This is a genomic window from Allobosea sp. BE125 (genome assembly GCF_031456075.1).
Classification (GTDB): domain Bacteria; phylum Pseudomonadota; class Alphaproteobacteria; order Rhizobiales; family Beijerinckiaceae; genus Allobosea.
This window is the reverse complement of the sequence record NZ_JAVDTY010000007.1, coordinates 217,338-231,117: the sequence shown is the minus strand read 5'-3', so window position 1 is coordinate 231,117 and position 13,780 is coordinate 217,338. Positions and strand designations below refer to the sequence as shown.

Sequence of the window (13,780 nt, the reverse complement as noted above, 5' to 3'; positions counted from 1 at the left end):
TCCAGAATCGTCACGGCACCATGACGGACGCTGATTCAGAACGCCCTGCCGCGGCGCAAGTTCCCCTGCCACTCCACATATGCTGCGCCGCACAAGACGGGAACACGTGCAACACGGGGAACAAGTGACGGGACGCCGGGTTGTTCTTTTCGGCCAGACGCGTATGCCGGCAGCCATTGCAAGAACGGATCGATCGACACGATGGCGACGAGCGCGAATCAGAACCGCATCGGCGTGCCCTGCCTGGCCTGCCCGCTCCGGCTCAAGCCCGCCTTTAAGGACAAGACCGACGACGAGGTGCGCTTCATCCAGGCGATGAAGATGGAGCATCGCCTGCTGCCGGCCGGCGCCGACATCATCCAACCCGGACAGGAGGACGCGGCGCTCTACACGCTCTTCTCCGGCTGGGCGTTCCGCTACAAATCCCTGCCCGACGGCCGGCGCCAGATCCTGAACTTCCTGCTGCCGGGAGACCTCGTCGGCTTGCAGGCCTCCCTGCTGAGCGCCGCCCAGCACGGCATCGAGGCCCTGACTGAGGTCGAGCTCTGCGCCTTTCCACGCAAGCGGGTCTGGGATCTGTTCGTGCGGATGCCGAGCCTGTCCTATGAGATCGCCTGGCTCGGCTCGCGCGAGGAGAGCCTGATCGACGAGAACCTGACCTCTGTCGGCCAGCGCAATGCCGCCGAGCGCATCGCGGCGCTGCTGATCTCGCTCCATCGCCGCGCCAACGCGCTTGGCCTGGTGAGCGAGAACAGCTTCCGGTTTCCGCTCTCGCAGCAGCAGCTCGCCGATGCGCTCGGGTTATCGCTCGTCCACACCAGCAAGACATGGGCGAAGCTGCGCCGGGCCGGCCTTTTCGAGATCTCGGGCGGGCGCCTGACCCTGCTCAATCCGCGCCTGACCGCCCGCATGGCTTCGCTTTACGAACGGGAGCTCGAGCCGAGACCGCTGATCTGAGGGCACCTCCTGCCTCAGCGAGCGGCAGATCTTCGTGCTCTCAAGGCTCTTGAACCCTATATGTCGGGCAGGTAACGTCATTATTTCGTCATGGTTGCCGCATGTTGCGTCAGCACTAGGGGTCAAATGTCTCAAACTCATCCCCATCGTCGCCCGCGCACCGGCTCGCTAGCTGCAAGGCTAGGCCAGTCGAGCATGGCCGTGCGCATCGAGGATGAGGTGCGCGTGACCGCTGCCGACCTCGTCGACAGCATGGCCGAGGCGCGTTTGAGGGTTGCCGCCGTTCGCTACAAGGTCGAAGGCGAGGTCCGCCAGAAGGCCGAGAAGTTCAAGACCCATGTGTCCAGGGTTGCCGGCGAAGCCAAATCGAAGCTGAGCGACGAAGCCCGTTTCATCAAGTCGTGGATCGACGATCCCGGCCGCACCGGCTCGGTGACGCCGTCCAGCCCGTTCCTGGCGCGGCGCATGGCGTCCTTCGTCGACCCCGCCATTCCCGGGCCGGTGATCGAGATCGGCCCCGGCACCGGACCGGTGACCGAGGCGCTGATCGAACGCGGCATCAGCGAGGAACGGCTTATCCTGGTCGAGTACAGCCCGGAATTCTGCGCGCTGCTGCGCCAGCGCTTTCCCCGCGCGACCGTGGTGGAGGGCGACGCCTATGCGCTCTCGACGACGCTGGCCGGCCATCTCCAGGAGAAGGCGATCGCCGTCGTCTCCAGCCTGCCCCTGTTCAATCGCCCGCCGGCGATGCGCAGCGCGCTCGCCAAGGATGCTTTCACCTTGCTGGTCGAGGGTGCACCCCTGATCCAGTTCACCTATTCGGTGATCTCGCCCGTGCCTCGCAAGGGCTCCGGGCTGAAGGCCTTCGCCTCGGATTGGGTCTTGCGCAATATCCCGCCCGCGCGCGTCTGGGTCTATCGCCAGGCGACATAGGGCCTGGATATAAGGCTTCGCAGCCGGCCTTCCCGACGATCTGACGTTCGGACATAATCGCGCGCTTCATTGCATCCGCGCAATCGTGACATCGCGTTCGGCGGTCTTGGCGTCGCGGGTGCAACGGCATAGTTTCCAGCCAGTCGCTCCCGACCGTCCTGATCCGACCGAGGCCGTCATGTCCGCACCCAAGATTCTCGTTTTCTCCGGCTCGTCGCGCCCCGGCTCGCTCAATGCGAAGCTCGCGGCCCTGGCGGCCAAGAAGCTCACGGCGGCGGGAGCGCAGGTCACGCTGATCTCGCTTGCGGATTATCCCTTGCCGCTGGTCGATGCTACGGGTTTCGGTCACGCGCCGCAGCCGGCCCATGACCTGCGCGCGCAGATCGACGCCCATGCCGGCCTGTTCATCGCCAGCCCGGAGTACAATGCGGGCTATGCGCCGGCGCTGAAGAATGCGCTGGACTGGGCGAGCGTCGCCAAGCCCGGAGCGCCCGCGACCGGGCTGGCCGGCAAGGTCGTGGCGCTTGGCGGCGCTTCGCCGGGCGCTCTGGGCGCCTATCGCGGCTTGACGCAGTTGCGCACCGTGCTGGAGCTCGGTTTCGGCGCGCTATTGATCCCCGAAATGGTTGCGGTCGGCGGCGCCGACAAAGCCTTTGGCGAGGATGGCGAGATCACCGACGCCCGCACCAGCGGTTTCCTCGACGCCGCGCTGGAGCGATTGATCAAGCTGTCCAGCCAGACGGCCTGAGCCCGGCCCTCGTCACTGCAACTCACATGACCCTTTCGCGGGCGCGAGCCGCCAGAGCATGTCGTCGGGCTTGCTCGGGATCTTGACGGCCTTGTCCGCGATTTCTTCGGCATCATAGGGGTTGGGGTTGGCGACGATGCCGTCGCTGCGGACGTCGAGCGTGCCGCCGGGGCCGGCGTCGATGCGCCAGGACCCGGCCTCCCATTCCGGCCGGCAGCGCAGGCCCTTGCCGTTCGGCCGGCAGAAGCCGCCGAGCTGGTAATCATAGCCTGTCGCCGCATTGCGCTGGCGCAGGTTGATGTAGAACTGGACATAGCTGCCGCCCGGCTCCGGCGGCACGGCATCGGGCAGGTGGACCAGCCGGATGCTCGCCACGCGCTGTCCCGGATGCGCCTTGAGATGGGCTGCGTCGTAGTCTCGCTCCCAGCAAGCGGCCTGTTTCGGTGGCAACTCGCGTTCGAGCGGGCGCGCTAGGGCGGGCAAAGTGAGACAAAATCCCACCATCAGGGCAGAGATCGCGGCCATCCGCATCGCATCGGCTCCCGGCGGTTTGTTTTCCCGCGAGGAAGATCACGACAGATCCAGGCGCAGCGCAACGGCTTTCATCCAGAGGCGCGCTTGACCCACCCGGACGGCTCAGGCTTGTTGCGCCGGGACGGGCCACAGGGCCGGCGGGGATGGAAAGCTTGACTGACATAACCCGACTGGTCCGCGATATCGCCCAGGATATGGCAGCAGCCGAGGATCGCGGTGCAGTCGCGACCTATATTCCACCCCTGGCCACGATCGACCCAAGGCGCTTCGGGCTCTGCATCGTCACGGCCGATGGCGCGGTCCATGCCGCCGGCGACGCCGAGCAGGCCTTCTCGATCCAGAGCGTCTCGAAGGTGTTCGCGCTGACGCAGGCGCTCGGCAAGGTCGGCGACACGCTCTGGCGTCGCGTCGGCCGCGAGCCCTCCGGCACGCCCTTCAACTCGATCGTCCAGCTCGAGCGCGAGCAGGGCATTCCGCGCAACCCCTTCATCAATGCGGGCGCGCTGGTCGTCGCCGACATCAACCTCGCCGGCCATGAGCCGCGCGTGGCGATCGGCGAATTGCTGCGCTTCGTGCGCTATCTCGCCGATGACGACACGATCACCATCGACGAGGCGGTGGCGCGCGCCGAACAGGCGACCGGATTCCGCAATGTCGCGCTCGCCAACTATATGAAGGCCTTCGGCAATATCCAGCACGCGCCGGAGCTGACGCTCGGCGTGTATTTCCACCAATGCGCCATCGCGATGACGTGCCGGCAGCTCGCCATGGCCGGGCGCTATCTGATGCATGGCGGGCTCTACCAGCCCGGCGGCGCACGCGTCGTCTCGGCCCAGCGGGCGCGCCGAATCAACGCGCTGATGCTGACCTGCGGCCATTACGATGCCTCGGGCGACTTCGCCTTCCGCGTCGGATTGCCGGGGAAATCGGGTGTCGGCGGCGGGATTCTGGCGATCGCGCCCGGCAAGGCCTCGATCGCGGTCTGGTCGCCCGGGCTGAACGCCAATGGCAATTCCAAGCTGGGCACGCAGGCGCTGGAGCGCGTGGCCGAAGCGACGGGCTGGTCGGTTTTCAGCGCGATGAGTTGAGGCCTCCGGCCCTCACCAAAGAGCGAGGACAGGATCAATAGTTGATCCGTGAAACCGCCCGGAGTTCGTCTGCGGTGGCCGCCGGAAATCCGAAGAATTCCAGATAGGCCGGAATCTGCTCGAACAGCATGTCGGTGCCGATCTGGAAAGCGCAGCCGCGGGCGCGTGCCGCCGCCAGGAAGGGCGTGATCTCCTGCTTCATCACGACCTCGCCGACAAAGGCCGAGGGCGCGATACGCTCGACATCGACCGGCAACGGATCGCCCTCCTTCATGCCGAGCGGCGTCGCATTGACGACGATGTCATAGCCGGCGGGGTCGTTGGAGCCGGCCGAGACCTTGAGCTTGGGATAATGGGTGCGCAGACGCTCACTGAGCCCCTCCGCCATCGGGGTGTAGGCGTCGAACAAAGCAAGTTCGGCGACGCCGGCCTTGGCAAGCGAGGCCGCAATGGCGGAGCCGACGCCGCCCGCGCCGACCACGAGCGCGCGCGCCCCCAGGAGCGTGCGACCCTTGCGCAGGACGCCGCGCACAAAACCTTCGCCGTCGAACATGTCGCCGATCAGCGACCCATCGGGACCAAGGCGGATCGCGTTGCAGGCGCCCGCGACCTTCGCCGTCGTCATGACCTCGTCCAGGAGCGCGATCGTCGCGACCTTGTGCGGCATGGTGACGAGCGCGCCATGAATGTTGGAGAGCCTGAACAGCGGCTTGAGAAAGGCGGCATAATCCTGCGCCTTGCAGCCCATCGGCACGACGACGGCGTCGATGCCGTGCTGCTCGAAATAGGGATTGTAGATCATCGGCGCCTTGAAGGACTCGGTCGGGTAGCCGAGATGGGCGATGAGCTTGGTCGTGCCGCGTATCATGGCGAACAGGCTTTCATGGTCTTGCTTTGCCGATTCTCATCCCGTGATCGTCACGGCCGCGCCCGAACGTGCGCTCTGGCCGATCGCGTCCAGGGTCAGGGCGATGTCGATGGATTCGGCGGGCGTCGCGCCGGTCCAATGCGCAACGCCTTGGGTCACCAGGCGCTGGAAGGATTCAGCTTCGGCCAGGAAGCCGTTACCGGGCGCGACTTCGATGATCTCCGGCACAGCCGCAATGGTCGTGCCGCGCCGCAGCGTCAGGATCGGTGGGCCGCCAGCCGGGGGATGGTTGAGATAGCTGGTCTCGATCGTCCCGGCATCGCCGGCGATCAGCGCATTGCGGTGATAGGCCGTGGCGAAGCTGCAGGAAATCTGCGCCAGCGCGCCGCTCGGGAATTCCAATGACGCAACGACGCTGAGATCGACGCCGGTCTCGCTCCAGCGGGCCATGGCGCTGACGCGTTCGGGCCGTTCGCCCGCGGCCAGCAGCGCCAGGCTGACGGCATAGCTGCCGGCATCGAGCAGCGCGCCGCCACCGACCTCCGGCTTAAGGCGGATATTGCTCGGATCGGAAAAGGCGACGCCGAAGCTGGAGCGGATCAGTTGGACCTTGCCGATCGCGCCTTCCGCCAGCAAATCACGCAGCTTCAGGGTCTGCGGCTGGGCGCGATAGGGATAGGCCTCGACGAGATGGCGTCCAAGCCGTTGGGCGGCGGCGAACATGGCGCGCGCCTCGACCGCCGTCATCGCCAGCGGCTTTTCGCAGAGCACATGCTTGCCCGCCTCCATGGCGCGGATCGACCATTCCGCATGGAGTGAATTCGGCAGCGGATTGTAGATCGCGTCGATCTCCGGATCCGCCAACAGCGCCTCATAGGAGCCGTGCGACCGCGGGATCCCGCATTCCTGCGCGAAGCGCTGCGCCTTGCCGGCATCGCGGCTCGCGACAGCCGCGACCGCCACGGTCTTTGACGGCGCAACTCCGCTGGTGAAGGCGCGCGCGATGTTCGCCGCGCCCAGGACGCCGATTCGCAGCGGCCGCGATCCCGTGTCATCCATGATGCATCTCCTCAAAAAGCTTGTGGTCCGGCCGCCACTGGCTCGCTGCGGTATCCCGGCGCTTCAGTCGGTCGCGACCATAGCGCCCGTCGCGGCATGGCGCTTGCCGATCAGGCCGCCTTCTCGTCGATCAATCGCGCGACCCGCTGCAAGGCGAGCGTGTAGCCCTGCGTACCGAAGCCGGCGATGACACCATCGGCCCGCAGCGAGACGTAGGAATGGTGCCGGAACGCCTCGCGCTTATGGACATTGGAGATGTGCACCTCGACGACCGGCGAATCGAAGGTGTTGAGCGCATCGAGGATCGCCACCGAAGTGTGGGTAAAGGCCGCCGGGTTGATGACGATGCCGCCAGCCTCCTCCCGCGCCGCGTGGATCCAGTCGATGATCTCGTATTCGCGGTTGCTCTGGTGGAAGCGGAGGTCGAGGTGCAACTCGCCTGCGAGCTTGCGGCATTCGGCTTCGACATCGGCCAATGTGACATGGCCGTAGATATGCGGCTGGCGCTTTCCGAGCAGGTTGAGGTTGGGTCCGTTCAGGACATAGACGAGGCGGCTCATCATCGGCTCCGGGCGCTGACGCGCAAGATTCTAAACGTCGAGAGCATTGCCTATGCGAAAAACCGGTACCCACTTTTTCGCGCAATGCTCTAATGCCCACGCAGGATCTCGCCGAGAAACTGCTTGGTGCGGGCGTGGGTGGGCTTGCTGAAGAAGATTTCGGGCGGGGCCTCCTCGACGATCTCGCCTGAAGCCATGAAGATGACGCGGTCGGCGACCTGGCGGGCGAAACCCATCTCATGGGTGACGCAGATCATGGTCATGCCCTCCTCGGCGAGCGCGACCATGGTGTCGAGCACTTCCTTGACCATTTCGGGATCGAGCGCCGAGGTCGGTTCGTCGAAGAGCATCACCTTGGGACCCATGCAGAGCGCGCGCGCAATCGCGACGCGCTGCTGCTGGCCCCCAGACAGCTGGGCCGGGTATTTGTCGGCCTGCTCCAGAATCTTGACCCGGTCGAGCAGGCGGCGCGCATTGGCTTCGGCGTCCTTCCGGCTCTGGCGCAGCGTTCGCATCGGGGCGAGCGTGCAGTTCTGCAGCACGGTCAGATGCGGAAACAGGTTGAAGTTCTGGAAGACCATGCCGACCTCGCGGCGGACGGCGTCGATCGTGCTGGAATCCTCGCCGAGCGCGATGCCGCCGACGCGGATGGCGCCCTTCTCATAGGCTTCGAGATGGTTGATGCAGCGGATCAGGGTCGATTTACCCGACCCCGACGGCCCGCACAGGACGATCTTCTCGCCTGCGCGGACCGAGAGATTGATGCCGGTCAGGGCCTTGAACCCGCCATACCATTTCTCGACGCTCTCCATCACGATCATGGGCGTGTCCGTGGCGGCGGACGTGGTCGTGGCATGGCTGGTCATGACTGAGGGCTCCGGCTGCTGGAGGGGGCGTCAGCTGACGACGAAGGAGACGCCTTCGAGACTGGCGGGGAAGGTCGGCAGCGGCACTTTCATCCATTTCGCGTAGATCTTCGCGAGCTCGCCATTGCCGACGATCTTGTCGATGAAGGCGTTCGTCGCCGCATTGATCTCCTTCTCGCCGAGCCGCGTGCAGGCGCCGTTGTAGAGCCTGGTGAATTCGAGTTTGTCTTCGAAACCATCAGGCTTCTGCGCATTGAGGCGCTGGACATAGAACATGTTTCCGCCCACGGCCTGGACCTGGCCCGAAAGCAGTGACTGGATGGTCGCGGCATCGTCGTCGAAGCGGCGGATCGTGGTGCCTTCGGGAGCGTTCTTGGTGATCTGCGCGTCCTGGACGCTGGCGCGCGGCACGCCGATGACGAGCTTGCCCATGTCGGCATTGGCCTTCACCACGGTCGCCTTCGGCGCGACCAGCGTGATGTAGTTCGCGACATAAGGCTTGGAGAACTGCACCGCCTTGGCGCGTTCCGGCAGCATCGCCATGGTCGCGAACAGGATGTCGACGCGGCCAGCGGTGAGCGCGGGAATGCGGTTGGCCACGGCGAGCGGCACGAATTCGACGGCGACGCCGAGCTCCTTGGCAAAGAGCTCGCCGACATCGGCGTCAAAACCTTCCTGCTTGCCGCTGGTGTTGACGAAGCCGAAGGGCGGATTGTCGCCCTGGATGCCGATGACGAGCTTGCCCTTGCTCTTGATCTCGGCCGGCGTGATCGCCAGCGCGGGCCGGGTCAGCAAAGCCGGCGCGGCGATAGCGACCGAAGCGCCGAGCAGCAGGTGACGGCGGTTCAGCGTCGCGCGGGTCACATCAGTCATGGTCTTTACTCCCTGGGTTGGCTTCTTGTTGGGGCAGGCATTTTGAGTCAGGCATTGGCGGAGCGTTGTGCCGGCCGCCTCACCGCGTGGCCGTGGCGAGGCGGCGTTCGAGCCAGGCGCCGTAGAGCGACAGCGGCCAGCACATGGCGAAGTAGAGGGCGCCCACGACGCCGAAGACGAGCAGGGGCTGGAAAATCTGGTTCGAGACGATGCTGCCGGCACGCGCCAGCTCGGTGAAGCCGACGATGGCAGCCAGCGAGGTGCCTTTGATCAACTGCACCAGGAAGCCGATCGTTGCCGGCAGCGAAATCCGGATCGCCTGGGGCAGGATCACGTCCTTCATCCGCGAGACGTAATTCAGGCTCAAAGCCTTGGCAGCCTCGGTCTGACCGCGCGGCACCGCCTCGATCGAGCCGCGCCAGATCTCGCCGAGATAGGCGCTGGCATGCAGCGTGAAGCCGATCGCGACCGCGACCCAGGCATCGAGCTTCAGCCCGACAAGCGCCAGCCCGTAATAGACCACGAAAAGCTGCATCAGGAGCGGCGTGCCCTGGAACAGGCCGATATAGCTCGCCGCGACACGCTCCAGCGGGGCGATGCCCGAGGTCCGCGCCAGCGCGACGACAAGGCCGGCAACGCCACCGCCGACGAAGCCGAGGGCCGACAGGGCCAGCGTCCATTTCAGGCCGGCGAGGAGGAAGAGGAATTCGTTGAGACCCATGACGCCCTCCCTCACTTGACCGGATAGTTGAGATAGCGCGACTGGATCAGCCCGAAGATCCGCATCAAGAGCCAGGACATGACGAGGTAAAACAGCGTCACCGCGCCATAGACCTCGAAGCTGCGGAAGCTGTCGGATTCGATCCTCTGGGCGACCGAGGTCAGTTCATAGGCCGCGATCGCCGAGGCCACGCTCGTGGTCAGGGTCAAAAGGATGAACTGGCTGGTGAGCGAGGGGTAGATCGCGCGCAGCGCCGGCTTCAGCACGATGAGGCGGAAGACCTGGGCCTTGTGCAGGCCGAGCGCGAGACCGGCCTCGATCTGCCCCTTGCCGATCGATTGCACGCCGCCGCGGATGATCTCGATCGCATAGGCGCCGCCATTGATGCCGAGCGCGATGATCGCTGTCGGCGTCGGATCGAGCCGGATGCCGGCGAGCGGCAGGGCGAAATAGATGAAATAGATCTGGACCAGAAAGGGCGTGTTGCGGATCAGCTCGACGAAGGCGATGACGAGCCAGCGCACCTGCTTGATGCCGGAATCGCGCAGCATCACGCCGCCGATCCCGATGATGATCGCGAGGATCATGCCGCCCAGGGCCAATCCGAGCGTGCCGAGACAGGCCGCCAGCAGGCTGGGCAGCCCGTCGATGACGGGCAAGAAGTCGAGCGTGTAGTTCACGGCGTTTTCCCTGGAGCGGCCAACCTTCTGAACGGGTCGGTCCGAGCACTATATCGTCATTTCCGGCGCCTCTGATCGGGCGCCTTGGCGGGGTTTCTCAAGCTCGGTGCGCATTGCGCGCGCCATGCCTGCGATAAATCCTTGAATTCCAATTGTACTAGATAGTCCAATTGGTCAAGCGAAATTAACTGCCTGGTCCATTTACAGGGGCGCACAGCGCGCTAGGGTCGCGTCTGGTTTGGAACGTAGCGAGATGAATCGGATGGTGACCGCCCCGCCCCTGCCGGCAAAGCGCCGCAAATCGGCGAGCTGGACCCAGGATCCCGAGGGCGTGCGCCGCGACATCCTCGCGGTGGCGCGGGCCGAATTCGTGGAGAACGGCCTCAGCGGCGCCCGCGTCGACGAGATCGCCGCCAAGACCTCCAACAGCAAGCGGATGATCTATTATTATTTCGGCGACAAGGAGGGGCTCTACCGGGCCGTGCTGGAGGAGGCCTATGCCCGCATCCGCACCTTCGAGCGCAGCCTGGATCTCGCGGCCCTGCCGCCACGCGAGGCGATCGCCACGCTGACGGGCTTCACCTTCGACTATCACGCCGACAATCCGGATTTCGTCCGCCTCGTCATGGTCGAGAACATTCACCACGGCCGCCATCTCGCGACCTCCACCAAGATCAGCGTGCTGAACCTCTCGGCGATCGACATGATCCGCGAGGTCTATGAACGCGGGCGGGTGGATGGCCTGTTCCGGGAGGGGCTCGACCCGATCGACATCCACCTGACGATCAGCGCGCTGAGCTTCTACAATGTCTCGAACCAAGCCAGCATCCGGCAGGTCTTCGGCCATGACATGGCGGCCCCCGAGGCGCGCGAACGCCGCCGCCGAAGCGCCATCGAAACCGTCTTGCGGATGGTCTGCCGCTGACGGGCAATGATTGGGTGCCTGCGTCATCGCCTCAGGCCGATCCAGCCAGATCGCGGGCCGCGATCACCGCCATCGCGGCATCGAAGACGGCCTGCGCATGCTCCAGCGCCGGGACGCCATGATTGGGCACCTCGACCGAGAGCGTCACATCGGCCGGGAGCCCGGCCAACAGATTCTGCAATGGCAGGACGCCTTGCCCCGGCAATAACCGCCCGCCGCGCGCCTCCTGGATGATCGCCTCGACCGATACGGGGCGATCCGCACCTGCATCGCAAAGCTGGGCGCTCCTGATGAGATGTGGCGGCATCTCCCGCAGCTCGGCCGGGGTTGCGCCGCCGCGCGTGAGATGCAGCGCATCGACGAGCACGCCGCCATTGGCGTGTTCTGCCTCCAGCACGACCCGCGCGGCATCCTGTATGGTCGCCACCTGCCGCCAGGGCATGTTTTCGAGATCGACGCCAAGGCCGAAGCCGGCCGCCAGCTCGCAGAGCCCGGCGAAGTTGGCGACAAGCCGGCCATGCTCGGGATCGTCACCGCAGACGCTCAGCCGCTGCGCTCCAAGCTCGGCCGCGCTTTCGAGAATCGGCGCCAGGCTGACCGGCGAGAAGCTGTCGTCGATGACGACGAATTCGATATCGTGGACGCTCAGGCCCGTATTCGCGAGCAGAGCCCGCATCGAGCCCATCAGCGCGCTGCCCGGCCGGATCTCGTAGAACGGAGCGCCCGGGAAAGCCGGGTGGAGCCGCAAACCTACCGTGGCGTAGCCGACCTTCGCGGCAAGGGCGACGAAGTCGAGCGGTGCGACATCGATCGTGGTGAAATGCGCGATCCCGAGTGGTGGCAGCGAGGCGGATGACAGCTGCATCAAGATCGGGCTCCCTCGGCTCAGGGCTGAAGCTGGTCGGACAGGCGGGCGCGCAGATTGGTGCCGGTGCGCAGGATATGCTCGCGCAGCTTCTCACAGGCATAAGTCCCATCGCGCGCCACCGCGCCCTGCGCGATCTCGCTATGCTCGGCGGCGACATTGCGATCGCCACCCTGCGCCACCAGAAAAACCCGGCGATAGCGATCGTTCAGATTGTGCAGCATGGCGCAGAAATTCAGCAGCAGCGGCATGCCGCAGCCTCTGATCAGCGTCATGTGGAAGTCGCGATGGGCGTGTTCCCAGGCTTCCAGCGTCGCCGGGTCGCCGGCGACCCGCTCGGTGCGGTTGAGGCGGTGGAGCGCACGCATGACATCGCTCTCCCAGCTCAGATCGCCATGGGCGATGGCCGAGGAGAGCGCGAGGCTCTCGAACTCGACCCGCAGCCGGGTGATTTCCGCGAGATTGCTCAGCGAAACCGGCGCGACCGAATAGCCCTTGTTGTCATGCAGTTCGACGAGGCCAACCGCGATCAAACGGGCCAGCGCCTCGCGCAACGGACTCAGCGAGACATCGAGTTCGCGCCTGACCGCGTCGAGATTGATCTTGGTTCCGGGGCGCAGCTCGCCCGACAAAATCGCCTCGCGCAGCCGATCGACCAGACGGGATGCCTTCGTGTTCTTGCTGTCGCTCGAACCATGGGTCGGTGAGCCGGGCATGGATGCAGGTTCCTCGGAAGCGGAACTGCCACCTCTGGCAAATCCAGCCCTCGACGCCAATGCATCGGCCGGCTCGTCGGCGACAAAACTCATGCTGCCCCCTCCCAGCCATGCCGGTTCAACCGTCGCCGATAACTATGATAATCGATTATCAATGTCAAACACTGAGATCGAAAAAGCCGCGAAACCAAGCCCTTGCCATCGACAGGCGGCAGGGTTATAGAAATTAACGTTCTAGATTAGCATGTTACCTGAACTTCCAGTGAGATGCACTCGGCAAACACCTGCTCACCTGCTCTCGTTCGTGCGCGCTCAAGTTGACAGATAATCGATTTTAATCGATGGAAAGGCGCAAGGAGAACGCCATGATCATCGAGAACCACCACGATGTGACGCGCGACGCACTGGCGGTGATGGCGCGCACGCAAAACCCGCGGCAGCGCGAAATCCTGGCCTCGCTCGTGACCCATCTCCATGCCTTCATCCGCGACGTACGCCTGACCGAAGCCGAATTTCGCGAAGCGACCGCGCTCCTGAACGAGATCGGCAAGCTCACCAGCGACAGCCATAACGAGATGGTGCTGATGGCCGGCTCGCTCGGCGTCTCCTCCCTGGTCTGCCTGCTCAACAATGGCGATGGCGGCAACACCGAAACCTCGCAATCGCTGCTCGGCCCGTTCTGGCGATTGAACGCGCCGCATGTCGCGAATGGCGGCACGATCATCCGCTCGGATACGCCAGGCGATCCGCTGCTGGTGACGGCCCGCGTCATCGACCGGGCCGGGGCGCCCATCGCTGGCGCCGAAGTCGATGTCTGGCACGCCTCGCCGGTCGGGCTTTACGAGAATCAGGATCCCGAACAGGCCGAGATGAACCTGCGCGGCAAATTCACCACCGATGCGGATGGCCGCTTCTGGTTCAGCACCGTGAAGATGGTCGGTTACCCGATCCCGACCGACGGCGTCGTCGGCCGGCTGCTGGCGGCGCAGAACCGGCATCCCTATCGCCCGGCGCATCTGCATGCGCTGATCGTCAAGCCGGGCTTCAAGGTCCTGATCTCGCAGGTCTACGACCCCAAGGATCCCCATATCGACACCGACGTCCAGTTCGGCGTCACCAGGGCCCTGCTCGGCGATTATGTCCGCCATGAGGAGCCGCACCCGTCCGATGCCGGCATCGCCACGCCCTGGTACGCGCTGGACTACACCTATGTGATGGAGCCCGGCGAAACCGTGCTGCCACGCCCGCCGATCAAGTAGCGAACCCGCCCGCTCATTCCGCAAGCCGGCCCGGCTAGCGCGTTCTTCGAGCGAAGTGGCCACCGGTTCCCTTGCGACAAACGCGAAGCGTTTGCGCGGAGAAAACACGTTAAAACAAAGAGCTAGAG

General features: G+C 65.1%; 16 protein-coding genes. 6 read left to right on the top strand and 10 right to left on the bottom strand.

Features of this window, described 5'->3' with window-relative positions; all coding sequences use genetic code 11:
- Window positions 1-201: 201 nt before the first annotated feature.
- The 3 genes from J2Y55_RS17435 to J2Y55_RS17425 all read left to right on the top strand — a co-directional run bounded on the left by J2Y55_RS17435 (window position 202) and on the right by J2Y55_RS17425 (window position 2,638).
- Window positions 202-957, top strand: a complete 756-nt coding sequence (locus J2Y55_RS17435; RefSeq protein WP_310155940.1) for a Crp/Fnr family transcriptional regulator — start codon at window positions 202-204, stop codon at window positions 955-957.
- Between the two features lie 195 nt (window positions 958-1,152).
- Window positions 1,153-1,890: a class I SAM-dependent methyltransferase gene (locus J2Y55_RS17430; protein WP_310155937.1), complete on the top strand. Its 738-nt coding sequence runs from the start codon at window positions 1,153-1,155 to the stop codon at window positions 1,888-1,890.
- A 178-nt stretch (window positions 1,891-2,068) separates the two neighbouring features.
- Complete coding sequence (locus J2Y55_RS17425) at window positions 2,069-2,638, top strand: NADPH-dependent FMN reductase (RefSeq protein WP_310155934.1); 570 nt, start codon at window positions 2,069-2,071, stop codon at window positions 2,636-2,638.
- Window positions 2,639-2,650: 12 nt separating this feature from the next.
- Here the strand turns inward: J2Y55_RS17425 and J2Y55_RS17420 are convergent, their stop codons facing one another.
- A complete protein-coding gene (locus J2Y55_RS17420; protein WP_310155931.1) occupies window positions 2,651-3,163 on the bottom strand; it encodes a hypothetical protein in 513 nt (170 codons plus the stop codon).
- A 152-nt stretch (window positions 3,164-3,315) separates the two neighbouring features.
- Between J2Y55_RS17420 and J2Y55_RS17415 the strand changes: the two genes are divergently transcribed.
- Window positions 3,316-4,260: a glutaminase gene (locus tag J2Y55_RS17415; RefSeq protein WP_404978962.1), complete on the top strand. Its 945-nt coding sequence runs from the start codon at window positions 3,316-3,318 to the stop codon at window positions 4,258-4,260.
- A gap of 34 nt (window positions 4,261-4,294) precedes the next feature.
- Here the strand turns inward: J2Y55_RS17415 and J2Y55_RS17410 are convergent, their stop codons facing one another.
- From J2Y55_RS17410 to J2Y55_RS17380, 7 genes are all read right to left on the bottom strand, one after another.
- On the bottom strand, window positions 4,295-5,128 hold the full coding sequence (locus tag J2Y55_RS17410) for a shikimate dehydrogenase family protein (protein WP_310155925.1): 834 nt from the start codon (window positions 5,126-5,128) through the stop codon (window positions 4,295-4,297).
- A gap of 36 nt (window positions 5,129-5,164) precedes the next feature.
- Window positions 5,165-6,187, bottom strand: a complete 1,023-nt coding sequence (locus J2Y55_RS17405) for a Gfo/Idh/MocA family protein (RefSeq protein ID WP_310155922.1) — start codon at window positions 6,185-6,187, stop codon at window positions 5,165-5,167.
- Window positions 6,188-6,297: 110 nt separating this feature from the next.
- Window positions 6,298-6,747: a type II 3-dehydroquinate dehydratase gene (aroQ, locus tag J2Y55_RS17400; protein WP_310155919.1), complete on the bottom strand. Its 450-nt coding sequence runs from the start codon at window positions 6,745-6,747 to the stop codon at window positions 6,298-6,300.
- Window positions 6,748-6,836: 89 nt separating this feature from the next.
- Window positions 6,837-7,568, bottom strand: coding sequence for an amino acid ABC transporter ATP-binding protein (locus J2Y55_RS17395; protein ID WP_310156313.1), 732 nt, complete (start codon window positions 7,566-7,568; stop codon window positions 6,837-6,839).
- A 75-nt stretch (window positions 7,569-7,643) separates the two neighbouring features.
- Window positions 7,644-8,477 (bottom strand): transporter substrate-binding domain-containing protein, encoded by an 834-nt coding sequence (locus J2Y55_RS17390; protein WP_310156309.1) that lies wholly within the window; start codon window positions 8,475-8,477, stop codon window positions 7,644-7,646.
- An 88-nt stretch (window positions 8,478-8,565) separates the two neighbouring features.
- On the bottom strand, window positions 8,566-9,207 hold the full coding sequence (locus tag J2Y55_RS17385) for an amino acid ABC transporter permease (RefSeq protein ID WP_310155916.1): 642 nt from the start codon (window positions 9,205-9,207) through the stop codon (window positions 8,566-8,568).
- Window positions 9,208-9,218: 11 nt separating this feature from the next.
- Window positions 9,219-9,887: an amino acid ABC transporter permease gene (locus J2Y55_RS17380; protein WP_310155913.1), complete on the bottom strand. Its 669-nt coding sequence runs from the start codon at window positions 9,885-9,887 to the stop codon at window positions 9,219-9,221.
- A 262-nt stretch (window positions 9,888-10,149) separates the two neighbouring features.
- On the opposite strand from J2Y55_RS17380, the gene J2Y55_RS17375 reads away from it, so the two are divergent.
- Window positions 10,150-10,812, top strand: coding sequence for a TetR/AcrR family transcriptional regulator (locus J2Y55_RS17375; RefSeq protein ID WP_404978963.1), 663 nt, complete (start codon window positions 10,150-10,152; stop codon window positions 10,810-10,812).
- Between the two features lie 31 nt (window positions 10,813-10,843).
- On the opposite strand, the gene J2Y55_RS17370 is transcribed toward J2Y55_RS17375, so the two are convergent.
- On the bottom strand, window positions 10,844-11,677 hold the full coding sequence (locus tag J2Y55_RS17370) for a sugar phosphate isomerase/epimerase family protein (protein ID WP_310155907.1): 834 nt from the start codon (window positions 11,675-11,677) through the stop codon (window positions 10,844-10,846).
- Window positions 11,678-11,697: 20 nt separating this feature from the next.
- Window positions 11,698-12,393, bottom strand: a complete 696-nt coding sequence (locus tag J2Y55_RS17365) for a GntR family transcriptional regulator (protein ID WP_310155905.1) — start codon at window positions 12,391-12,393, stop codon at window positions 11,698-11,700.
- 365 nt (window positions 12,394-12,758) lie between these two features.
- Between J2Y55_RS17365 and J2Y55_RS17360 the strand changes: the two genes are divergently transcribed.
- Window positions 12,759-13,652, top strand: a complete 894-nt coding sequence (locus J2Y55_RS17360; RefSeq protein WP_310155903.1) for a dioxygenase family protein — start codon at window positions 12,759-12,761, stop codon at window positions 13,650-13,652.
- The last annotated feature ends 128 nt before the right edge of the window (window positions 13,653-13,780 follow it).

Bases quoted from the DNA above. Each gene is read 5' to 3' on its own strand.
- J2Y55_RS17405 (WP_310155922.1), bottom strand. From the start codon at position 6,187: ATGGATGACACGGGATCGCGGCCGCTGCGAATCGGCGTCCTGGGCGCG.
- aroQ (WP_310155919.1), bottom strand. From the start codon at position 6,747: ATGAGCCGCCTCGTCTATGTCCTGAACGGACCCAACCTCAACCTGCTC.
- J2Y55_RS17430 (WP_310155937.1), top strand. From the start codon at position 1,153: ATGGCCGTGCGCATCGAGGATGAGGTGCGCGTGACCGCTGCCGACCTC.
- J2Y55_RS17425 (WP_310155934.1), top strand. From the start codon at position 2,069: ATGTCCGCACCCAAGATTCTCGTTTTCTCCGGCTCGTCGCGCCCCGGC.
- J2Y55_RS17420 (WP_310155931.1), bottom strand. From the start codon at position 3,163: ATGGCCGCGATCTCTGCCCTGATGGTGGGATTTTGTCTCACTTTGCCC.
- J2Y55_RS17375 (WP_404978963.1), top strand. From the start codon at position 10,150: ATGGTGACCGCCCCGCCCCTGCCGGCAAAGCGCCGCAAATCGGCGAGC.
- J2Y55_RS17395 (WP_310156313.1), bottom strand. From the start codon at position 7,568: ATGATCGTGATGGAGAGCGTCGAGAAATGGTATGGCGGGTTCAAGGCC.
- J2Y55_RS17410 (WP_310155925.1), bottom strand. From the start codon at position 5,128: ATGATACGCGGCACGACCAAGCTCATCGCCCATCTCGGCTACCCGACC.
- J2Y55_RS17370 (WP_310155907.1), bottom strand. From the start codon at position 11,677: ATGCAGCTGTCATCCGCCTCGCTGCCACCACTCGGGATCGCGCATTTC.
- J2Y55_RS17435 (WP_310155940.1), top strand. From the start codon at position 202: ATGGCGACGAGCGCGAATCAGAACCGCATCGGCGTGCCCTGCCTGGCC.
- J2Y55_RS17365 (WP_310155905.1), bottom strand. From the start codon at position 12,393: ATGCCCGGCTCACCGACCCATGGTTCGAGCGACAGCAAGAACACGAAG.
- J2Y55_RS17360 (WP_310155903.1), top strand. From the start codon at position 12,759: ATGATCATCGAGAACCACCACGATGTGACGCGCGACGCACTGGCGGTG.
- J2Y55_RS17415 (WP_404978962.1), top strand. From the start codon at position 3,316: ATGGAAAGCTTGACTGACATAACCCGACTGGTCCGCGATATCGCCCAG.
- J2Y55_RS17385 (WP_310155916.1), bottom strand. From the start codon at position 9,207: ATGGGTCTCAACGAATTCCTCTTCCTCCTCGCCGGCCTGAAATGGACG.